Origin of the sequence: Burkholderia sp. WTPI3, assembly GCF_021483755.1 — a bacterium.
In the GTDB taxonomy this organism is placed as follows: Bacteria; Pseudomonadota; Gammaproteobacteria; order Burkholderiales; family Burkholderiaceae; genus Burkholderia.
In genome coordinates this window covers 1-18,595 of sequence record NZ_JAGIXF010000002.1, presented here as the reverse complement: position 1 = coordinate 18,595, position 18,595 = coordinate 1, and the positions used below count along the sequence as shown (strand labels likewise).

15 protein-coding genes are annotated in these 18,595 nt (G+C 65.8%); 5 read left to right on the top strand and 10 right to left on the bottom strand.

What is annotated here, in order from left to right:
- Positions 1 to 17 precede the first annotated feature (17 nt).
- Entirely contained in the window at positions 18 to 248 is a 231-nt protein-coding gene (locus tag J7024_RS01470) for a DUF3717 domain-containing protein (RefSeq protein WP_069746363.1), read from the bottom strand.
- A gap of 122 nt (positions 249 to 370) precedes the next feature.
- Here J7024_RS01470 and J7024_RS01465 point away from each other — a divergent pair, with 122 nt between their 5' ends.
- Positions 371 to 1,063, top strand: coding sequence for a response regulator (locus J7024_RS01465; RefSeq protein WP_006401494.1), 693 nt, complete (start codon positions 371 to 373; stop codon positions 1,061 to 1,063).
- Between the two features lie 118 nt (positions 1,064 to 1,181).
- Positions 1,182 to 2,666 carry a sensor histidine kinase gene (locus tag J7024_RS01460; protein ID WP_234744742.1) on the top strand — a complete coding sequence of 495 codons (1,485 nt, stop codon included), beginning with the start codon at positions 1,182 to 1,184 and terminating at the stop codon, positions 2,664 to 2,666.
- A gap of 107 nt (positions 2,667 to 2,773) precedes the next feature.
- On the opposite strand, the gene J7024_RS01455 is transcribed toward J7024_RS01460, so the two are convergent.
- The 7 genes from J7024_RS01455 to mnmC form a co-directional block, all read right to left on the bottom strand.
- Positions 2,774 to 3,304: an SET domain-containing protein gene (locus tag J7024_RS01455; RefSeq protein WP_124830294.1), complete on the bottom strand. Its 531-nt coding sequence runs from the start codon at positions 3,302 to 3,304 to the stop codon at positions 2,774 to 2,776.
- Positions 3,305 to 3,483: 179 nt separating this feature from the next.
- On the bottom strand, positions 3,484 to 4,596 hold the full coding sequence (locus J7024_RS01450) for an NADH:flavin oxidoreductase/NADH oxidase (protein ID WP_124830293.1): 1,113 nt from the start codon (positions 4,594 to 4,596) through the stop codon (positions 3,484 to 3,486).
- Positions 4,597 to 4,784: 188 nt separating this feature from the next.
- Complete coding sequence (locus tag J7024_RS01445) at positions 4,785 to 5,495, bottom strand: glutamine amidotransferase (RefSeq protein WP_124830292.1); 711 nt, start codon at positions 5,493 to 5,495, stop codon at positions 4,785 to 4,787.
- A gap of 28 nt (positions 5,496 to 5,523) precedes the next feature.
- On the bottom strand, positions 5,524 to 6,162 hold the full coding sequence (locus J7024_RS01440) for a MarR family winged helix-turn-helix transcriptional regulator (RefSeq protein ID WP_096506737.1): 639 nt from the start codon (positions 6,160 to 6,162) through the stop codon (positions 5,524 to 5,526).
- A gap of 505 nt (positions 6,163 to 6,667) precedes the next feature.
- Positions 6,668 to 7,783, bottom strand: coding sequence for a YbdK family carboxylate-amine ligase (locus tag J7024_RS01435; protein WP_096506738.1), 1,116 nt, complete (start codon positions 7,781 to 7,783; stop codon positions 6,668 to 6,670).
- Positions 7,784 to 7,797: 14 nt separating this feature from the next.
- Positions 7,798 to 9,012, bottom strand: a complete 1,215-nt coding sequence (locus J7024_RS01430; RefSeq protein WP_124830291.1) for a cation:proton antiporter — start codon at positions 9,010 to 9,012, stop codon at positions 7,798 to 7,800.
- Between the two features lie 687 nt (positions 9,013 to 9,699).
- A complete protein-coding gene (mnmC, locus tag J7024_RS01425) occupies positions 9,700 to 11,670 on the bottom strand; it encodes a bifunctional tRNA (5-methylaminomethyl-2-thiouridine)(34)-methyltransferase MnmD/FAD-dependent 5-carboxymethylaminomethyl-2-thiouridine(34) oxidoreductase MnmC (protein ID WP_175761979.1) in 1,971 nt (656 codons plus the stop codon).
- 388 nt (positions 11,671 to 12,058) lie between these two features.
- On the opposite strand from mnmC, the gene J7024_RS01420 reads away from it, so the two are divergent.
- A complete protein-coding gene (locus J7024_RS01420) occupies positions 12,059 to 12,337 on the top strand; it encodes an HU family DNA-binding protein (RefSeq protein ID WP_006401505.1) in 279 nt (92 codons plus the stop codon).
- Positions 12,338 to 12,468: 131 nt separating this feature from the next.
- Here J7024_RS01420 and J7024_RS01415 read toward each other — a convergent pair whose 3' ends face one another.
- Together J7024_RS01415 and J7024_RS01410 are read right to left on the bottom strand one after the other, a co-directional pair.
- Positions 12,469 to 13,782 carry a GTP-binding protein gene (locus J7024_RS01415; protein ID WP_175761980.1) on the bottom strand — a complete coding sequence of 438 codons (1,314 nt, stop codon included), beginning with the start codon at positions 13,780 to 13,782 and terminating at the stop codon, positions 12,469 to 12,471.
- Between the two features lie 159 nt (positions 13,783 to 13,941).
- A complete protein-coding gene (locus J7024_RS01410; protein WP_124830287.1) occupies positions 13,942 to 14,391 on the bottom strand; it encodes a lytic transglycosylase domain-containing protein in 450 nt (149 codons plus the stop codon).
- 367 nt (positions 14,392 to 14,758) lie between these two features.
- On the opposite strand from J7024_RS01410, the gene gspD reads away from it, so the two are divergent.
- Both gspD and gspE read left to right on the top strand, forming a co-directional pair.
- Entirely contained in the window at positions 14,759 to 17,089 is a 2,331-nt protein-coding gene (gene gspD, locus J7024_RS01405; RefSeq protein ID WP_124830286.1) for a type II secretion system secretin GspD, read from the top strand.
- Complete coding sequence (gspE, locus tag J7024_RS01400) at positions 17,086 to 18,585, top strand: type II secretion system ATPase GspE (protein WP_124830285.1); 1,500 nt, start codon at positions 17,086 to 17,088, stop codon at positions 18,583 to 18,585. Before gspD ends, gspE begins: the two co-directional genes overlap by 4 nt.
- Positions 18,586 to 18,595 lie beyond the last annotated feature (10 nt).

Here is an 18,595-nt window from a genome sequence, read left to right as displayed (position 1 = left end):
GTACTCAGTGGAAGCCTTCAGCTTTCCAAGCCATCCTTAAGGCGCACGTAAGTCTCGTACGCTTTCCGCGCCTTGGGGTCCAAACCTTCCAGTTGCAGCGCGCTTTCGCGCTGTACAATCAGCAGCGCATACGGCTTGGAGAGCGCGTTGGCCTCTTCGCAGAGTTTGAGTTCGTCGCCGCTCGACGGCGAGCGGGCGCGCCAGAAATTGATCGCGGCTTCGAGGTCGTGGATCGAAATATCGGACATGATTGGATTTAATCGTTCGCTGGCCGCCATGCTTGATGTCAGGCGAAGCGGCGCCCCTGTGGAAACGGCGTCGTGCTGTCCGCGTGCCTGAACCGCCAACCCATTGTACTTGAGCGAACTTCATGCGACTCCTTCTGATCGAAGACGACCGCCCCATCGCACGCGGTATCCAAAGCAGCCTCGAGCAGGCTGGCTTCACCGTCGACATGGTGCATGACGGCATTTTTGCCGAACAGGCGCTGGCACAGAACCGCCACGAACTCGTGATCCTCGACCTCGGCCTGCCGGGCATCGACGGGATGACGCTGCTCACGCGTTTCCGCCAGACGAACCGCCACACGCCCGTCATCGTGCTGACCGCTCGCGACGAACTGAACGACCGGATCCAGGGCCTGAACTCCGGCGCCGACGACTACATGCTCAAGCCGTTCGAACCGGCCGAGCTCGAAGCGCGCATCCGCGCGGTGATGCGCCGCAGCGGCCCGCACAGCGACATGCCGCGTCCGGAAGTGTCGCTCGGCGGCGTCCGCCTGTCGGGCGTCGATCGCCGCATCTTCAACGACGACAAGCCGCTCGAACTGTCGCCGCGCGAGTTCGCGGTGCTCGAGATGCTGCTGCTGCGTCATGGCCGCGTCGTCAGCAAAGCCCAGCTGCAGGATCACCTCACGCACTTCGGCGGCGATCTCGGCGACACCGCGATCGAAGTCTACGTGCACCGGGTGCGCAAGAAACTCGAGCAGTGCCGTGTCGAAATCGTCACGGTGCGCGGCTTCGGCTACCTGCTGCAGGAAATCCGCCAGACGGCGAGCGTCTGAGCGGTGCCGCACGCCGGCCGGCCACGTGCCGCCGCCGGCGAGCGCCCTGCCCGCGTCGCCATCCGACGCACGACCGCGCCGCTCCCCGTGAGCGGCGCTTATCCATTTGCCCGTCGAAATGTCTTCTGATCCGGCTGTAACCACCAGCCTGCGCCGCTCGCTGCTCCGGCGCCTCGCCGCGCCGCTGTCGATGCTCGCGCTGATGAGCGGCCTGATTGCCTACTGGCTCGCGTGGCAATACACGCAACACGTGATCGACCGCTCGCTCGCCGATCTCGCGACCGCCATCTCCAAACAGATCCAGATCGCCGGCCCCGACGCGCCGTTCACGGTGCCGCCGCTCGCGCAGGCGATGTTCTCCGATCCGGCCGAGGCGCTGATCTACCGGATCAGCGACGGCGAGCAGGAGCTCGCCGGCGACCCGAAGCTGCCGCTGCAGGGCATCAACGTGCGCCGCATGCATCACGCGTACGTGTTCGAAGCCGAGTACGATAACCGCGCGGTGCGGGTCGCGCAGGTGCGCGTCGACGATGTCGAGGGCGGCCGGCCGATGGTGGTCGAAGTCGCGCAGCCGGTGCGGCACCGCTACCGGATCGCCGCCGAATTCCTCGTCGCGATCATGATGCCGCTGCTGCTGCTGCTGCTCGCGGGCTGGGGCATCGTGTGGCGCGTCGTGAACCAGCAGCTCGGCCCGCTCACCCATCTCGCCGATTCGCTGAACCGGCAGACCCACACGTCGCTGGAGCCGGTCGACGAAACCGACGTGCCGCTCGAGATCCGGCCACTGACGAGCGCGATGAATGCGCTGCTCGGCCGCCTGAAGACGGCGCTCGACGCGCAGCGCAAGTTCATCGCCGATGCCGCGCACCAGTTGCGCACGCCGCTCACGGCCGTGAAGCTGCATGCCGAGCAGGCGGCCGTCGCGCGCGACCCGCAACAGACCTATACCGCGGTGCGCGAACTACGCGCCGCCGCCGACCGCGCGGTGCGGCTGTCGAACCAGTTGCTGTCGCTCGCGCGCGCGGGGCCGGGCGAGCAGGCCGCGCGTTTCGTCGACGTCGACCTTGCGGCGATGGCGTTCGAGACGGGCGCCGAATGGGTGCCGCGCGCGCTCGCGTCGCATGTCGACCTCGGCTTCCAGCGCAGCGACGAACCCGGCGACGATGAAAAGCTGAACGTGCGTGGCAACCCGGTGCTGCTGCGCGAGGTGATCGCGAACCTGCTCGACAATGCGTTGAAGTATGTGCCGCTCGCGCGGCCGGACGGTGCGCGGATCACGGTGAACGTCGCACGCGGCGCGCTCGAGAGCGGCCAGCCCGCCGCCGAGATCGTCGTCGAGGACAACGGCCCGGGCGTGCCCGCGAACCAGCAGGCGGACCTGTTCAAGCGGTTCTTCCGCGGCGATGCGCAAAGCGGCAACGGCGTCGAGACGGGGGCCGGGCTCGGCCTCGCGATCGTGCACGACATCATCGCGATGCACGGCGGCACGGTGTCGTATGAAGACGCGTCGGAAGGCGGTTCGCGCTTCGTGGTGCGCGTGCCGCTCGCCGAACGGGCCGAGACGCCGACCAGCGAAACGCCGGCCGCCACACCGACGCACTGAGCCAGGAACGGCGGGCCCGCATCGGGATGGATGGCCGGGCTGCGCGGCGATACGGCGCACGGCGGCCATCCGGCAACGCAGCCGCGCGCGATGCGCGGCCGCGTGGTTCACTTCTTCTTTTTCCTGTCCTTCGCGCCGGACTCGGACTTGCCGTCCTTCTTGTCCTTCTTCTTTTTCTTTTTGCCGTCGTCGTCCGGCGTCGCGAGCAGCGTGCCGCGACACGTCGCCGCGCCGCAATGGCACGCGTATTCGCGCTTGAGCTTCTTCGTGAGCTTCTCGTCGATCACGAGGCCATAGTCGTAGAACAGCTCCTCTTCCGGGCCGATGTCGCGCAGCGCGTGGATGAACACGCGGCCCTTGATCTCCTCGGCCTCGCAGTTCGGCGCGCACGAATGGTTGATCCAGCGCGCGCTGTTGCCGTCGATCTTGCCGTCGATCACGCCACCCTCTTCCAGTGCGAAGTAGAACGTATGGTTCGGCTCGTTCGGGTCGTGCGGATGGCGACGCAGCGCTTCCTTCCATGAAATCCGCTCGCCCTTGTATTCCACTACGCGCTCGCCGGCCTTGATCGGTTCCACCGCGAACACGCCCTTGCCGTGTACTCCCGAGCGGCGCACCGCGATCCTGCGTGAACTCATCGAACGAATCCTTGTGAAGACGACTTGAATGGAAGACGGCCGCGATCGCGGCCCTGTGCCGCGCAAACGAAAACGCGGCACCGCTCGGTGCCGCGTCGGGGCATGCGGCGAATCACCCGCATCCTACACGTTCACGATTGCTTCGTTCAACATCGCGCGCAATGTTGCGCGCATGACGCTCAGCGCTGACCGAATTCGATGTCGCCGAACAACGCCTTGTGCTCGCGCGGCTGCGAGCGCCAGTACTGCGGCGGCGCCGACACCTGCGCGCCGAGCTCGGCGGCCGCATGCCACGGCCAGCGCGGGTCGTACAGCATCGCGCGCGCCATCGCGACGAAGTCGGCGTCGCCGGCCTCGATCAGGCGGTTCGCATACGCGGGCTCGTTGATCAGGCCCACCGCGATCGTCGGCATCCCGACCGCACGCTTCACGGCTTGCGCGAACGGCACCTGGTAACCCGGCGACAGCGGAATTTTCTGCAGCGGCGACACACCGCCGGACGACACGTCGATCCAGTCGCAGCCGCGCCGCTTCAGTTCGTGCGCGAACGCGATCGTGTCGTCGAGCTCCCAGCCGCCCTCGACCCAGTCGGTCGCGGACACACGCACGCCAACCGGCCGGTCCTCCGGAAACGCCGCGCGCACGATGTCGAAGATTTCGAGCGGGAAGCGCATCCGGTTCTCGCGCGAACCGCCGTATTCGTCGGTGCGCCGGTTCGAGATCGGCGAAAGGAACTGATGCAGCAGATAGCCGTGCGCCGCGTGCACTTCGATCGCGTCGATGCCGAGGCGTGCCGCGCGCTTGGCGGCCGCCGCGAACGCTGCGCGGATCCGGTTCAGGCCGGCCGCATCGAGCGCCAGCGGCGGCGTCTCGCCGTCCTTGTGCGGAACGGCCGACGGCGCATGCGGCAGCCAGCCGCCGTCGGCGACGGATACGAGCTGGCCGCCCTTCCAGGGCACCTCGCTCGACGCCTTGCGCCCGGCATGCGACAGCTGCATCGCAACGCGGACCGGCGAGTACTTGCGGATCGACGCCAGCACGGGCTTGAGCGCCGCTTCGGTCACGTCGTCCCACAAACCGAGGTCGCCGGCCGTGATGCGTCCATCGGGTTCGACGGCGGTCGCTTCGATGCAGAGCAGGCCCGCGCCCGACAGCGCGAGATGGCCGAGATGAATCATGTGCCAGTCGGTCGCCTCGCCGCGCTCGGCGGAGTACTGGCACATCGGGGAGATCACGATACGGTTCGGAAGGGTCACGCCGCGCAGCGTGAACGGGGAAAACAGCGCAGTCATGGATGCCGCTCGCCAGGAAGGGGAAAGAGCAGACGAGCGTAGCACGCAGCCTGCAAGCGTGCTGGCGACCGGATCGGCAGTAAGCGGATGGTCAGGTCGGGGCCGGCACACGGCCGACGGCGACACGGGATGCACGGCGAAGCCGGCCCGAATGCGAGCCGGTCACGCTCAGTCCGGAATGGGCGGGATCAAAGCCCGACGCTGTCGAGCCACTCCGCGAACATGCGCCGCGCGGCCGTCTCGAGCACGGGACCATGCTGCGCGGTATCGGCACGCAACTGGCGCGCGTCGATACCGGGCGTCGACGCGATCTCGCCTGCGTTCCCGATCAGCCAGGGTTCGAAGCGGTCGGCGCGGATTTCCGGATGGCATTGCAGCGCCAGCACATGCTGCCCCCACGCGAACGCCTGGTGGCGGCACACGGGCGTCGACGCGAGATGGATCGCGCCGCCCGGCAGATCGAACGTGTCGCCGTGCCAGTGCAGCATCGACGTCGCAGCACCATCGAGATGACGCAACGGCGACGCGCGGCCCGCGTCGGTGAGCGTCAGCGGCGCCCAGCCGAGTTCCACCTGCGCAGCCGGATAGACGCGCGCACCGAGCGCACGGGCGATGAACTGCGCCCCCAGACAGATGCCGAGGATCGGCAGGCCCGCGTCGATGCGCCGGCGCACGAGCGCCGCGAGCGGCGCGATCGACGGGTACTGCGCATCGTCGTACACGCTGAGCGGGCCGCCGAGCACGACGAACAGCGACGGCTGGAGCGCGTCGAGCACCTCGAAGCGCGACGAGCCGACGTCGACGTAACGCACCCGACGGCCGCGCTCCCCGAGCACCTGCTCGAAGCTGCCGAGGTCCTCGAAATGCACATGGCGGATCGCCACTACTTCAGCGTTCATCATCGGCCTCCCGGTCGATCGACGGACGTCAGCCGGCGAAAATCTTCCAGGTCTTCTTTTGCGTCGCCGCGTCGGCTTCTTCGTGCACCGAGCAGTCCAGACGCAGATCGCTGTCGGCCATCGAGATGTCGAGCGTCGCGCAATGGTGCAGCGTCTTCTTCGACGGCTTGCCCGGCTGGAACGACGAGCACGTCAGGCACATGCGCTGCGGCGGCGTCACGCCGGCCACCTGCAGTTCGCGCAACGTCTTCAGCAACGCGCGATACAGCGTGCCCTGCTCGTCCGCGCCCAGCTTGCCGACCGCCTTCGTCAGGAATTCCGGCCATTGCAGCGCCTTCTTTGCCGCCGTACGGCCGCGGGCCGACAGGCGCACCGCGAGTGCGCGGCCGTCGTCCAGCGCACGACGCTTCTCGACGAGCCCCTTCGTCTCGAGCGTGCTGACCGCATCGCTGGTGGTCGCGGCGGTGAGCTGCGTCTCGCGCGCGATCTCGCCGAGCCGCATCGGGCCCTTGCGCTGCAGCAGCAGCACCAGGATCTCGCCCTGCGTCGGCGTGAGGCCCGCGCCTTCCGCCCAATCCCATGCCTGGCTTCGCATGGCCGTACTCAACCGCAGCAGGCTGTGGGTCACACGTCCCGAAGCCTGATTCCCGTAAACGCCTTCGCTCATAGTCTTTTCGCTTTGCCGCCGCCCGGATTGCCGAGCAGCCGTAGTGTGGAGATCGAATGTCTATCTCAAAACAGACGCCCGTTGAAGAGCGTCGACACGGCCGTCGCGAGGCACACGCGGCGGTCGCGTTCGCGGCGACCGGTGAGACACGCGTCGTTCCGGTGTCCGCAAAGCCGACATTCTAAGCGAGAGCGGAAAATCGCACAGCTAAGTTATCCCCTTCATTTTGTGGAAAATCGCTGGATAACCGTTTTTTTTCGTTGTGCCTGCAATGTCCGCGGGCCGTGCGGCGGGACACGAAAACATTTTCCTGTTCGGATCGGCCGCCGTGCCGGCGGCCCGGATCCACCGGGTTATCCAGCCCGCAGAGCATTGACTTTGAAGCGGAATATCCGGTTATCCACAGAATTTCAGGACGATTGGCAACACGATCGGGCCGAATCGGCGTCGACCGTCGTCCAGCGAATCGCCGCGCGGTCGAGCCTGTAATCTGCAAAACATATTTTCATTCGCGCCAGCGCAGGCACTGCTGGCGAACCGTCTCGTTCAGCGATTTTTCCTGCTTGAAAACGGTTCTCAACCACGACGCGTCGTTGACGCGCGCCTTCGCGAGCGCGCCGATCTCGTCGAGCGCCGCGCGCGAGCCGAGCGCGGCCGCATGCGGCGCGATCCGGTCGAGCGTGTCGAGGATGTCCTCGGCGATCGTGCGGCGCTCACCCGTCTGAGGATTGACGCAGGTACCCTCGAGCCCGAAGCGGCACGCTTCGAACCGGTTGAACGTGTAGACGAGGTAGTCGTCCTCCGACAGCTTCAGCGGCCGGTCGGTCAGCAGGTAGCGCGCGAGCGTCTGGATGTAGCACGCAATCGCCGCCGCGCGGTCGACCGACAGCGGCGTATCCATCACGCGCACCTCGATCGTTCCGTAGCCGGGCTTCGGGCGGATGTCCCAGTAGAAGTCCTTCATCGAGTTGACGACGCCCGTGTTGACCATCTTCGTGAAGTACTCCTCGAAGCTGTCCCAGGTCAGCACGAAAGGCGCTCGGCCCGACAGCGGGAACGCGAACACCGAGTTCAGGCGCGCCGAATGAAAACCGGTGTCGACGTTCTGCACGAACGGCGAAGACGCGGACAGCGCGATGAAGTGCGGAATGAAGCGCGACATCGAGTGCAGCAGGAACAGCGCGCTGTCCGGATCCGGGCAGCCGATGTGCACGTGCTGGCCGAACACCGTGAACTGCTTCGCGAGATAGCCGTACAGCTCCGAGATGTACTGGAAGCGCGGCGCATCGTAGATCTGCCGGTCGCTCCATTGCTGGAACGCGTGCGTGCCGCCGCCGCCGAGTCCGACGTTGAGCTGGTCGGCCGCCTTCACGAGCACGTCGCGGATCGCATGCAGCTCGCTGACCGCCTGCTCGTGCGAATGGCAGATGCCGGTCGACAGCTCGATCATGCTCTCGGTGATTTCCGGCGTGATGTTGCCGGGGAAGGTTTCGCCCTGAATCAGGCGCATCAGGTCGGATGCAGCCTTGGTCAGATCGTAGTTGTGCGTGTTGACGACCTGGATCTCCAGTTCGACACCGAACGTGAACGGTTCGGAATTGACGAAGGTTTCGAGTGCCATGGCAGGTTCCGGAATCAGTTTCTGTCGCTACGTTCGCTGACCGCCGACAGGCATCGGTAGACGACGAACGGGCTGACGAGCTGCAGGATCACGATCGAGCACATCACGATCGCGCGCAGGTGCGGGTCGAAATTCGGATAAAGCTGGTAGGTGTCGTCGACGAGCAGGTACGACAGCGCGGACATCGGCGTGAGCGCGATGCCGAGCGCGACGCCCTGCTTCATCCCGAGCCCGCTCGGCTTCGCGAACACGACGACGCCGGCCAGCTTCGCGGCGAGCCGCGTGACGATCAGCGCGATCGCGAACAGCCCGCCGAGCGCGATGTCGCCCCACGTGAACGACGTGAGCGTCAGCACGAACAGGACCACCGTCAGCAGCCAGCCGGCCGTGCCGAAATGCTCCGGCCACAGCTGCGGACGCGCTTCCAGGTTCTTCACGATGATGCCCGCGAGCAGCAGCGTGAGCAGCGTCGACAGCTTCAGCGCCTGGGCAACCGCGATCGCAAGCATCACGAGGCCGAACAGCGCGACGAACGAATGCTCGTCGCGCATCGTCGAGGTCATGTGGCGGAACAGGTAGTTGCACGAGCGCGCGACCAGATACGCGACGATGAACGAACCGACGATCAGGTAAAGCGGTTGCAGGATCGTCGCGAAAACGTTCCCGTACGCTTCCTGGTGAAGCCAGCTCGTCACGAGCTTGGTCAGTACGATCGCGTACACGCTGTTGAGCGCGGTCAGCGTGATGAGACGCTGCGACACCTGCCCTTCCGCGCGCAGTTCGGTCTTCAGCTGGATCACCATCGATGGCGACGTCGCGATCGCGATCGCCGACAGCACGAGCGCGACCATGCCCGACACGCCGAGCGCGAGCATCACGAACAGCACGAGCACGAACGTGAGCGTCGCCTCCGCGAGGCTCGATGCGATGAGCCACGGATTGCGACGAATCCATTTCAGGTCGAGGCGACTGCCGAGCTCGAACAGCAGCAGGCCGAGCGCGACATTCATCAGCAGCCGCGAAGTTTCGTCGGTACTCGAATCGATCACGCCGAATCCGAACGACCCGGCGACGAGACCGATCACCGCATAACCGGTAATGCGCGGCAACCGCCACGCGCGATAGCACAGCTCGCCACAGAGACCGGCCGCAAACAACGCGAGCCCGGCCCAGAACACGGCATCCGGCGACAGCGGCCAGTTGGGCAGGAATGAGAACGCCGACTTCATCGTGGTGACTTCTCCTTTGGAAGCAACCGCCAGCGACGCGGGGTCAAGCGTCAGAAATGAGATGCGCGCCGGCTGGGTATCGCCCCGAATGTGATTGTTGTGGTCGACGACGGCGAGACATGGGATTCGCCTGTTCCGCCATCCGGCGGAAATGTCGTTCAGGTTGCCGATCTGGATTGTCGGCCTGGTGTGTGAACGGACTACGCAGTCTCGAAGATTCAGATTCGAAAACGAGCCGACCGTTCCGTTGAAGCATGTCCGGCGCTTGGCCGAACTGACGCGAAGGAAACCGATTGTGCCACAGCTTTTTCGCTCTGGAACCGATTGAATCGACTTGCGGTGCTGTGAGGCATCACAGGTCTTTGGTTTCAAAGGTTTATCCGTATATATACGTAGTAGGAGTTAACAAAGCAGGCTCGATTCTGTGGATAACTCTGGTTTACGTAGCAAGATCAATGTGTTGGCGCTGCCATAACCCGTTGCACAGACTGTTTGCTCACAGAGGTTTGAGTTGAGCAACTTTTGGGCCGCTTCACAGCTGTGCCGAGTTGCCCAGTTTACGTCCACTGTGATTGCACACGAAGTGCGTGCGGATTTTGCGCGGTTATCCACAGCGCTGCGTGGATAACCTTGCACGAAAAAATAGGAAGACTGTGAGGATTCGACCGACCAATCGGCCGGTAGGTGTCAGCCGATGTGACGACCTCGCAATGCGCGGATCAGAAACCGCGCCGGGTCGACGGCATCGGCGAGTTCGCGCTCGAGCGGCAGCGGCTCGCCTTCGAGCTGGGACGCGATGAGCTCCGCGCCGAGTGCGGCCCACACGAGGCCGCGCGAGCCGTAGCCGAATGCGCCGTAGAGACCGGCGGTGCGCGGCAGGTCGCGCGCCTTCGCACCGCTCAGCGAGCGTGCATTCGCGACGGCCTGCGCTTCGTCGGCGAGCGGACCGATCAGCGGCACCCGGTCGGCGACGACCCAGCGGAACGCGACGCGACCGCGCAGCGCATCCGGGGCCGGCAGATCGCCGATCAGGCCGGGCAGCAGACGCCGGACGCGCTCGAGGTTATCGATATGTCCGGCGGTGCGCATCGAGGGATCGACGTCGTCGGGCTCGAAGGTCGCACCGATCAGCAGCGTGCCGTCGTCGAGGGGCACCGCGTAACCGTCGCCGATCGTCGGGCATGGCAGTGGCGCAGTGCTGCCGGGCGGCAGCAGCGTGAGCTGACCGCGCACCGGTTGTACCGCGACATGCCGCAGGCCTGCGAGCCGCACGGCGTCACCCGCGTTCGCAAGCACGACGACCGGCGCTTCGGCCAGCGTGCCGCCCGCCGCATCGAGTGCACGCCATGCGTCGCCGTGCCGTTCGAGCCGTGCGACTTCGGTGCCGGCGACAAGTGTCGCGCGCTCGCCGGCGGCCGCGAATTGCGCTGCGCAGAGCCCGGCCGGCCACACGGCGCCGCCCTGCGGAAACAGCAGGCCGCCATGCGCGACCGGCAGGTTCAGATGCGCGCGCGCGGCGTTGGTATCGAGCAGCGATGCGTAGTCGGATGGCGTGCCGAGTGCATCGAATGCGTCGCGCATCCGTATGAAATCGTCGGCCGATTCCGCGAGATGGATCATTCCGTGCGTGCTGCGCGCGAACGCATGACCGGCCGCTTCGAGTGCGCGCCAGCGTGCGAGCGCATGCAGAAAACCGGTGCGCGTGAGCCGGCTCGCGATGTTGTCGTCGCGCGTCATCAACGGATGGAATACGCCGGCCGGATTGCCTGACGCCTCGCTCGCGATCCGCTCGTGCCGCTCGATCAGCGTGACGTCCCAGCCGCGCGCGGCGAGGCGTTCGACCACCGCGCAACCTGCGAGGCCCGCGCCGATCACGATCGCGCTGCGCTCGGAAACCGGCAACGCGCGCGGCGGTTCGTGCCGGCGCATGTGCCAGCGCGGTGCATATTCGCCGACGCGCAGCGCCTGTTCGCCTGCGCAATCGTCGACGTCTCGATGCGTGAAGCCAGATGCATCGAGTGCATGTTTCACGGTGTCGTCGTGCGAATGCGTTGCGTAAGTCGCGCCTTCCGCGGCGATGCGTGCGAGCGCGCGAATCACGTCGGCCGACAACGAATCGTCATGCCCGGCCGATGCGCGATGGCCAAGATAGAACGCATCGGCGCGCGCGACGAGCCGTTGCAGCAGGTCCTGCGCATTGCCGAATGCGAGCGTGAGCACCACACGCCCGGCGTCGAATTCGAGCCGGTGCAGGCCGGGCACGAGCATCGGCCACGCGTCGACGAGTGCAGCGGCGCACGTCGATACGTTCTCCGAAATGGTTGCGCACTCGGCCATGTTTGAAACGGCACGACGCAGGTCGTCGCGCGAGAACGGATGCGGTTCGACCGCGACGAAATGCAGCCGCTCGCAGCGCTGCGGATCGTCACGCCATGCGGCCCAGGTCGCGAGGAAGCGGCCGCCCGCGCCGAACCCGGTCTCGACGATCGTGAACGTGCGGCTGCCGTGCCAGCGGGCCGGCAGCCCGTTGCCGGCGAGCATGCGATTCGCGTGTGCGAGCGCGCACGACGCGTCGCGATGGAGGTCGCCGTACTGCGGCGAGACGAGCGTGCCGTCGTCGCGAACGGCGAGCGTGGCGGGAACGAGTCGGTCGGGCATGCGAAACAAAAAACGTGGCAGCCAAGCCTGGCAAGGGATTGCGCGGAGGCGTCCGCGACGCCGTTGGCAAAAACCAACGGCGTTGCGCGCGGGCGGACCCGGCTGCGTATCCTGTCCGGTTGGCGCAGGTCAAAAAACGGGCAATCGACGATTCATTCGGCGAAATACCGATGAAAATCTTTGAAACCCTTGTCGTTATTGGGTTTGCGCTGCGCTATCATAGCAACGCCGTACCGCGGGGTGGCCTCCGGCAAGCCGGACGGCACGTCGCGCGGGCCAGGATTCGGCGCTGTGCCGTTGGAGTCAGACTCTCGACGGCACGGTTCGCGCACGTATAATCGGCGCGTTCGCGCTGTTCGTGTCAACCTAACCTGAAAAAGGAACCTTAATGAACAAACAGGAACTGATCGACGCCGTCGCCGCCCAAACGGGCGCCAGCAAGGCTCAAACCGGCGAAACGCTGGACACGCTGCTCGAAGTCATCAAGAAGGCCGTGTCGAAGGGTGATGCGGTTCAGCTGATCGGCTTCGGCAGCTTCGGTTCGGGCAAGCGCGCAGCACGTACGGGCCGCAACCCGAAGACCGGCGAAACCATCAAGATCCCGGCAGCCAAGACGGTCAAGTTCACGGCTGGCAAGGCGTTCAAGGACGCCGTCAACAAGCGTTAAACCAGCGCCTGTTCAAAAAAAACCCGCCATTCGGCGGGTTTTTTGTTGGGCGCGCGCGGCATTTTTGCCACAGTCCGCGCCCGTCTTGCAAGAATTGACGGTTGTTTTACGCGAGCCGTTTTTACCGGCCGTTACGCGTGCACGATCTGCGCGTCGCCGGGATCTTCGTCGTCGTGCGCGTCGACGTCCCACGCTGGAAACGGATCGTCGAATGCGCTCCATTGCTCGGCGCCCAGCGCGAATTCCGTATCGGTGAGCAGGCACGCGTCGAGCTTCGCGCGCCATGCGTCGGCGTCGAGACCGATGCCGATCAGCACGAGTTCCTGACGACGATCGCCGACCGAGCGGTCGTCGAGATCACCCTGCCATTCCGCACGAATTTCGCCGAGCAGCTCGTCATCGTCCGGCCATTCCGCACGATCCTGCGCGGCCCACCAGAGGCCTGCGGGGCCGTGCCGGCATACGCCGCCCGCCTGCGACAGCGAACCTGCGATGTCGTTGCGCGTCGCGAGCCAGAAGAATCCCTTGCTGCGCAGCACGCCCGGCCACTCCCGATGCAGAAGCGCCCAGAGTCGCGCCGGATGAAACGGCCGGCGCGCACGGTAGACGAAATTACCGATGCCGAATTCGTCGGCTTCGCCGTGCACGTGCGCATGATGCGCATCGTGACAGTCGGGATCGTCGCAATCGGTGTGATCGTGATCGAGCGACGCGAGCCAGCCCGGCGCGTTCGCGGCTTCGTCGAAATCGAAACGGCTGGTGTTCAGCACTTCGGCGAGTGGCACATTGCCGAACGTCGATACGACCTGGTGCGCGCGCGGATTGAGCCGCGCGAGGATGTGCTGCAGGCGCGCGAGTTCGTCCGCGCCGACGAGATCGGCCTTGTTGATCACCAGCACGTCGCAGAATTCGATCTGCTCGATCAGCAGCTCGACGAGTGTGCGATCGTCTTCGTCCGACGCGGCGATGCCGCGCGCAGCGAGCGCATCGTCCGAACCGTAGTCGCGCAGAAAATTGAACGCGTCGACGACCGTGACGAGCGTGTCGAGCCGCGCGACGCTCGCCAGCGATGCGCCGTCGTCGTCGACGAACGTGAAGGTTTCGGCGATCGGCATCGGCTCGGCGATGCCGGTCGACTCGATCAAGATCGCATCGAAGCGGCCGTCCGCCGCGAGATTGCGGATTTCGACGAGCAGGTCGTCGCGCAGCGTGCAGCAGATGCAGCCGTTCGACATTTCGACGAGACGCTCTTCCACCTGCGACAGCGCCTGCGCATCGCGCACGAGCGATGCGTCGATGTTGACCGCCGCGAGATCGTTGACGATTACGGCGACCTTCAGGCCCGCGCGGTTCGCGAGGATATGTTTGAGCAGCGTGGTCTTGCCGGCGCCGAGAAAACCGGACAGCACGGTGACGGGCAACGGCTGGTTCATTGCCGGATTCATAGCGATATGCACCAACGGAAAAAATGAAAAAGCAGCCGCGACGCCCTTCAGGGGGCGCGATCGGCCAGGGGCCGGGCGAAACTGCGGCGTGAGCCCGCATTGTGCATCAAACGCGCGCCGGCCGAGCGGCACCGCGTCAGCGCGCGATGCGGCGCGGCGTCACCGGGTGGGCGGAAGCAGCTTCCACTGCGTCAGGATCCCGGCGATCTGCCGCGCGTACTTGTCGCGCAGCGACGGTGTTTCCGAATGATAGGCGCCGACGGCCTGCCATGTGTTGCCGTAGCGATTCATCTTCTGGCGCAAGTGCCACGCGGCGATGTAGACGTTCTTGCACGGCTCCATCAGCGTGTCGCGGCCGATGCCGTAGCGCGACAGCGTCGACAGGTGGATCGAGTTGATCTGCATCAGGCCGTAGTCGACCGAGCCGTTGTTGTTCTTGTTCAGCGCATCGGGCCGGTTGCGCGATTCCTGCCACGCGATCGCACGCAGGATCAGCGGATTGACCTTCTGGTACCGGGCGGCCTCGTCGAAACAATCCGCGCGCGCGTTTCCGCAGGCAAACCATACGCCGGCGGCGATCAGCGCGATCGAAGCGAACCGTCTGTTCATGGTGCGGAAACGAAAAGGAAATTGCGTGAGGGTCGGGAAAACCCGTGTTCTTTATTCGTGCGACGAGAAACGTGCCGCCCGTATCATACCGGCAGTCCGTCACGTCGCGACATACGGGAAGACGGCAGCCCGGTTATAGCGTATTTCCGCGTCGATTCATCGCAAATCGACGGCGATGACCGGAATGCCGACCAGGCGTCCAATCTTACATATCACATACACTGCGCCGGGTACATGTCGTATGTGAGACAGTCCTCGGATCAATGTGATATTTCGGACATGAAAAACTGCTAATGTCGCGCCTTTAGGACTTGGATCCCAGCACTACCGCCGGAAGTGGCCTGAGCCGGCATCGACCCATTCATCCATGACAAGAAATCGCTTCGTTATGCGGCGCGTTGCCACGACCCTGATCGCCGCCGGCATCATCGTCTCGCAGGCCGCCTACGCTCAGGTCACGCTCAATTTCGTGAATGCGGACATCGACCAGGTCGCCAAGGCGATCGGCGCCGCAACCGGCAAGACCATCATCGTCGACCCCCGCGTGAAGGGGCAGCTCAATCTCGTTGCCGAACGGTCGGTGCCGGAAGACCAGGCGCTGAAAACGCTGCAGTCGGCGCTGCGTATGCAGGGCTTCGCGCTCGTGCAGGATCACGGGGTGCTGAAGGTCGTGCCCGAGGCCGACGCGAAGCTGCAGGGCGTGCCGACCTATGTCGGCAACACGCCGCAGGCGCGCGGCGACCAGGTCATCACGCAGGTGTTCGAGCTGCACAACGAATCGGCGAACAACCTGCTGCCGGTGCTGCGGCCGCTGATCTCGCCGAACAACACGGTCACCGCCTACCCGGCGAACAACACGATCGTCGTCACCGATTACGCGGACAACGTTCGCCGCATCGCGCGGATCATCGCGGGTGTCGACAACGCCGCGGGCGCCCAGGTCCAGGTCGTGCCGCTGCGCAACGCGAACGCGATCGACCTCGCCGCGCAGATGCAGAAGATGCTCGATCCGGGCGCGATCGGCAACAGCGATGCGACGCTGAAGGTGTCGGTCACGGCCGACCCGCGTACCAATTCGCTGTTGCTGCGCGCATCGAGCGCCGCGCGCCTCGCTGCCGCCAAGCGCCTCGCGCAGCAGCTCGACGCGCCGAGCGCTGTGCCCGGCAACATGCACGTCGTGCCGCTGCGCAACGCGGATGCGGTGAAGCTCGCGAAGACGCTGCGCGGGATGCTCGGCAAGGGCGGCAACGACAGCGGCTCGTCGGCGTCATCCAACGATGCGAACAGCTTCAACCAGAGCGGTGGCTCGTCGTCGAGCGGCAACTTCTCGACCGGCACGTCCGGCACCCCGCCGCTGCCATCCGGTGGCCTCGGCAGCTCGTCTTCGTCGTCCTACGGCAGCGGCTCGTCGGGCAGCGGCGGCCTGGGCACGGCCGGCCTGCTCGGCGGCGACAAGGACAAGAGCGACGACAACCAGCCGGGCGGGATGATCCAGGCCGACGCGGCCACCAACTCGCTGATCATCACTGCATCCGATCCGGTCTACCGGAACCTGCGCTCGGTGATCGACCAGCTCGACGCGCGGCGTGCGCAGGTCTACATCGAAGCGCTGATCGTCGAGCTGAACTCGACGACACAGGGCAACCTCGGGATCCAGTGGCAGGTGGCGAGCGGCCAGTTCCTCGGCGGCACGAACCTGGCGGCCGTGGCCGGCAACGTGGCGGGCAACAGCATCATCAACCTGACGACGGGTACCTCGGGTACCACCGGCGCCGGCCTGGCGGCCAATCTGTCGACGCTCAACCAGGGCCTCAACATCGGCTGGCTGCACAACATGTTCGGCGTGCAGGGACTCGGTGCGCTGCTGCAGTACTTCTCGGGCGTGAGCGACGCGAACGTGCTGTCGACGCCGAACCTCGTCACGCTCGACAACGAGGAAGCGAAGATCGTGGTTGGCGAAAACGTGCCGATCGCGACCGGTTCGTATTCGAACCTGACGAGCGGCACGACGAGTAACGCGTTCAACACCTATGACCGGCGCGACGTCGGCCTGACGCTGCACGTGAAGCCGCAGATTACCGACGGCGGGATCCTCAAGCTGCAGCTCTATACCGAGGATTCGGCAGTTGTCGCCGGCACGACGAGCGCGCAGACCGGCCCGACCTTCACAAAGCGCTCGATCCAGTCGACGATCCTGGCCGACAACGGCGAGATCATCGTGCTCGGCGGCCTGATGCAGGACAACTATCAGGTATCGAACAGCAAGGTACCGCTGCTCGGCGACATTCCGTGGATCGGCCAGCTGTTCCGTTCGGAATCGAAGCAACGCCAGAAAACCAACCTGATGGTGTTCCTGCGCCCGGTGATCATCAGTGATCGCAATACCGCTCAGGAAGTCACGGCCAACCGCTACGACTACGTCCAGGGCGTGACGGGCGCATACAAGTCGGACAACAACGTGATGCGCGACAAGGACGATCCGGTCGTCCCGCCGATGCCGCTCGGCCCGAGCCAGGGCGGTACGCCGGCCGGCAACCTGTTCGATCTCGACAAGATGCGCCGTCAGCAGGTGCAGCGACAGGTGGTGCCGGTCCCGGCCCAGCCGATGCCGGAGCAGACGCCCGTGCAGCCGCAGAGCGTGCCGCAGCAGTCGGTGCCGCAACAACCGCTGACCGCCACGCCGGGAGTCTCGCAGTGAGCGACGTGCGCGCGTCCTCCGCCCCAGACGGCGCGCCGGGTGAGCGGCAGCCGCCGTCGCCGCTCGCCGCTCGCCTGTTGCCGTACGGCTTCGCGAAGAACGGCCAGGTGCTGATCGCGCACCAGCTCGACGACACGCTCGAGGTGTGGATCAGCGAACGCACGAGCGACGCGGCGCTCGCGGAAATCGCCCGCAACTTCGGCTCGATTTCCGTGCACCGCGTGCCGGCCGACGAGCTCGCGCAGGCGATCAACCAGGCCTACGCGCGCCAGGACGGCAGCGCCGCGCAGATCGTCGGCGAGGTCGAAGGCGAAGTCGACCTGTCGCGATTGATGCAGGACATCCCCGAAGTCGAGGATCTGCTCGAATCGGAAGACGACGCGCCGATCATCCGGATGATCAACGCGCTGCTCACGCAAGCGGCGCGCGAACAGGCGTCGGACATCCACATCGAGCCGTTCGAGAACGCGTCGGTCGTGCGCTTTCGCGTCGACGGCACGCTGCGCGACGTCGTGCGCCCGAAGAAGGCGCTGCACGGCGCGCTGATCTCGCGGATCAAGATCATGGCGCAACTCGACATTGCCGAGAAACGCCTGCCGCAGGACGGCCGCATCACGCTGCGCGTCGGCGGCCGGCCGGTCGACGTGCGCGTGTCGACGCTGCCGACCGGGCATGGCGAACGTGCGGTGCTTCGTCTGCTGGAAAAGGATGCGCAGCGGCTGAACCTCGAAGCGCTCGGGATGGGCCGCGACACGCTCGGCCAATTCGACAAGCTGATCGGCCGCCCGCACGGGATCGTGCTGGTAACGGGGCCGACCGGCTCGGGCAAGACGACGACGCTGTACGCGTCGATGTCGCGGCTCGAAACGGCGACGACCAACATCATGACCGTCGAGGATCCGATCGAATACGACCTGTCCGGCATCGGCCAGACGCAGGTGAACGAGCGGATCGGGATGACCTTCGCACGTGCGCTGCGTTCGATCCTGCGTCAGGACCCGGACGTGATCATGATCGGCGAAATCCGCGACCTCGAAACCGCGCAGATCGCGGTGCAGGCGTCGCTGACGGGCCACCTCGTGCTCGCGACGCTGCACACCAACGACGCGGCATCGGCGGTCACGCGTCTGACCGACATGGGCGTCGAGCCGTACCTGCTCGCGTCGTCGCTGCTCGGCGTGCTCGCGCAGCGTCTGGTGCGCCAGCTCTGCCCGGTGTGCAAGGAAGAACGGCAGGAAGAAGGCCGTACCGCGTGGCATCCGGTCGGCTGCGCGAAGTGCGGGCATTCGGGCTATGCGGGCCGGCGCGGCGTGTACGAGCTGCTGGTGATCGACGACGCGATCCGCTCGCTGATCCACCGCAACGCGGCCGACGCGGAAATTCTCGCCGCGGGCCGCGCGCAAGGCATGCGCACGCTGCGCGACGACGCCGAGCGCTGGCTCGCGGCCGGTGCGACGTCGCTCGAGGAAGTGTTGCGCGTGACGGGAGGCGCATAGCGCGATGCCG

Coding starts and splice junctions, on each gene's coding strand:
- J7024_RS01470 (WP_069746363.1), bottom strand. CDS start 248: ATGTCCGATATTTCGATCCACGACCTCGAAGCCGCGATCAATTTCTGG.
- J7024_RS01465 (WP_006401494.1), top strand. CDS start 371: ATGCGACTCCTTCTGATCGAAGACGACCGCCCCATCGCACGCGGTATC.
- J7024_RS01460 (WP_234744742.1), top strand. CDS start 1,182: ATGTCTTCTGATCCGGCTGTAACCACCAGCCTGCGCCGCTCGCTGCTC.
- J7024_RS01455 (WP_124830294.1), bottom strand. CDS start 3,304: ATGAGTTCACGCAGGATCGCGGTGCGCCGCTCGGGAGTACACGGCAAG.
- J7024_RS01450 (WP_124830293.1), bottom strand. CDS start 4,596: ATGACTGCGCTGTTTTCCCCGTTCACGCTGCGCGGCGTGACCCTTCCG.
- J7024_RS01445 (WP_124830292.1), bottom strand. CDS start 5,495: ATGAACGCTGAAGTAGTGGCGATCCGCCATGTGCATTTCGAGGACCTC.
- J7024_RS01440 (WP_096506737.1), bottom strand. CDS start 6,162: ATGAGCGAAGGCGTTTACGGGAATCAGGCTTCGGGACGTGTGACCCAC.
- J7024_RS01435 (WP_096506738.1), bottom strand. CDS start 7,783: ATGGCACTCGAAACCTTCGTCAATTCCGAACCGTTCACGTTCGGTGTC.
- J7024_RS01430 (WP_124830291.1), bottom strand. CDS start 9,012: ATGAAGTCGGCGTTCTCATTCCTGCCCAACTGGCCGCTGTCGCCGGAT.
- mnmC (WP_175761979.1), bottom strand. CDS start 11,670: ATGCCCGACCGACTCGTTCCCGCCACGCTCGCCGTTCGCGACGACGGC.
- J7024_RS01420 (WP_006401505.1), top strand. CDS start 12,059: ATGAACAAACAGGAACTGATCGACGCCGTCGCCGCCCAAACGGGCGCC.
- J7024_RS01415 (WP_175761980.1), bottom strand. CDS start 13,782: ATGAATCCGGCAATGAACCAGCCGTTGCCCGTCACCGTGCTGTCCGGT.
- J7024_RS01410 (WP_124830287.1), bottom strand. CDS start 14,391: ATGAACAGACGGTTCGCTTCGATCGCGCTGATCGCCGCCGGCGTATGG.
- gspD (WP_124830286.1), top strand. CDS start 14,759: ATGACAAGAAATCGCTTCGTTATGCGGCGCGTTGCCACGACCCTGATC.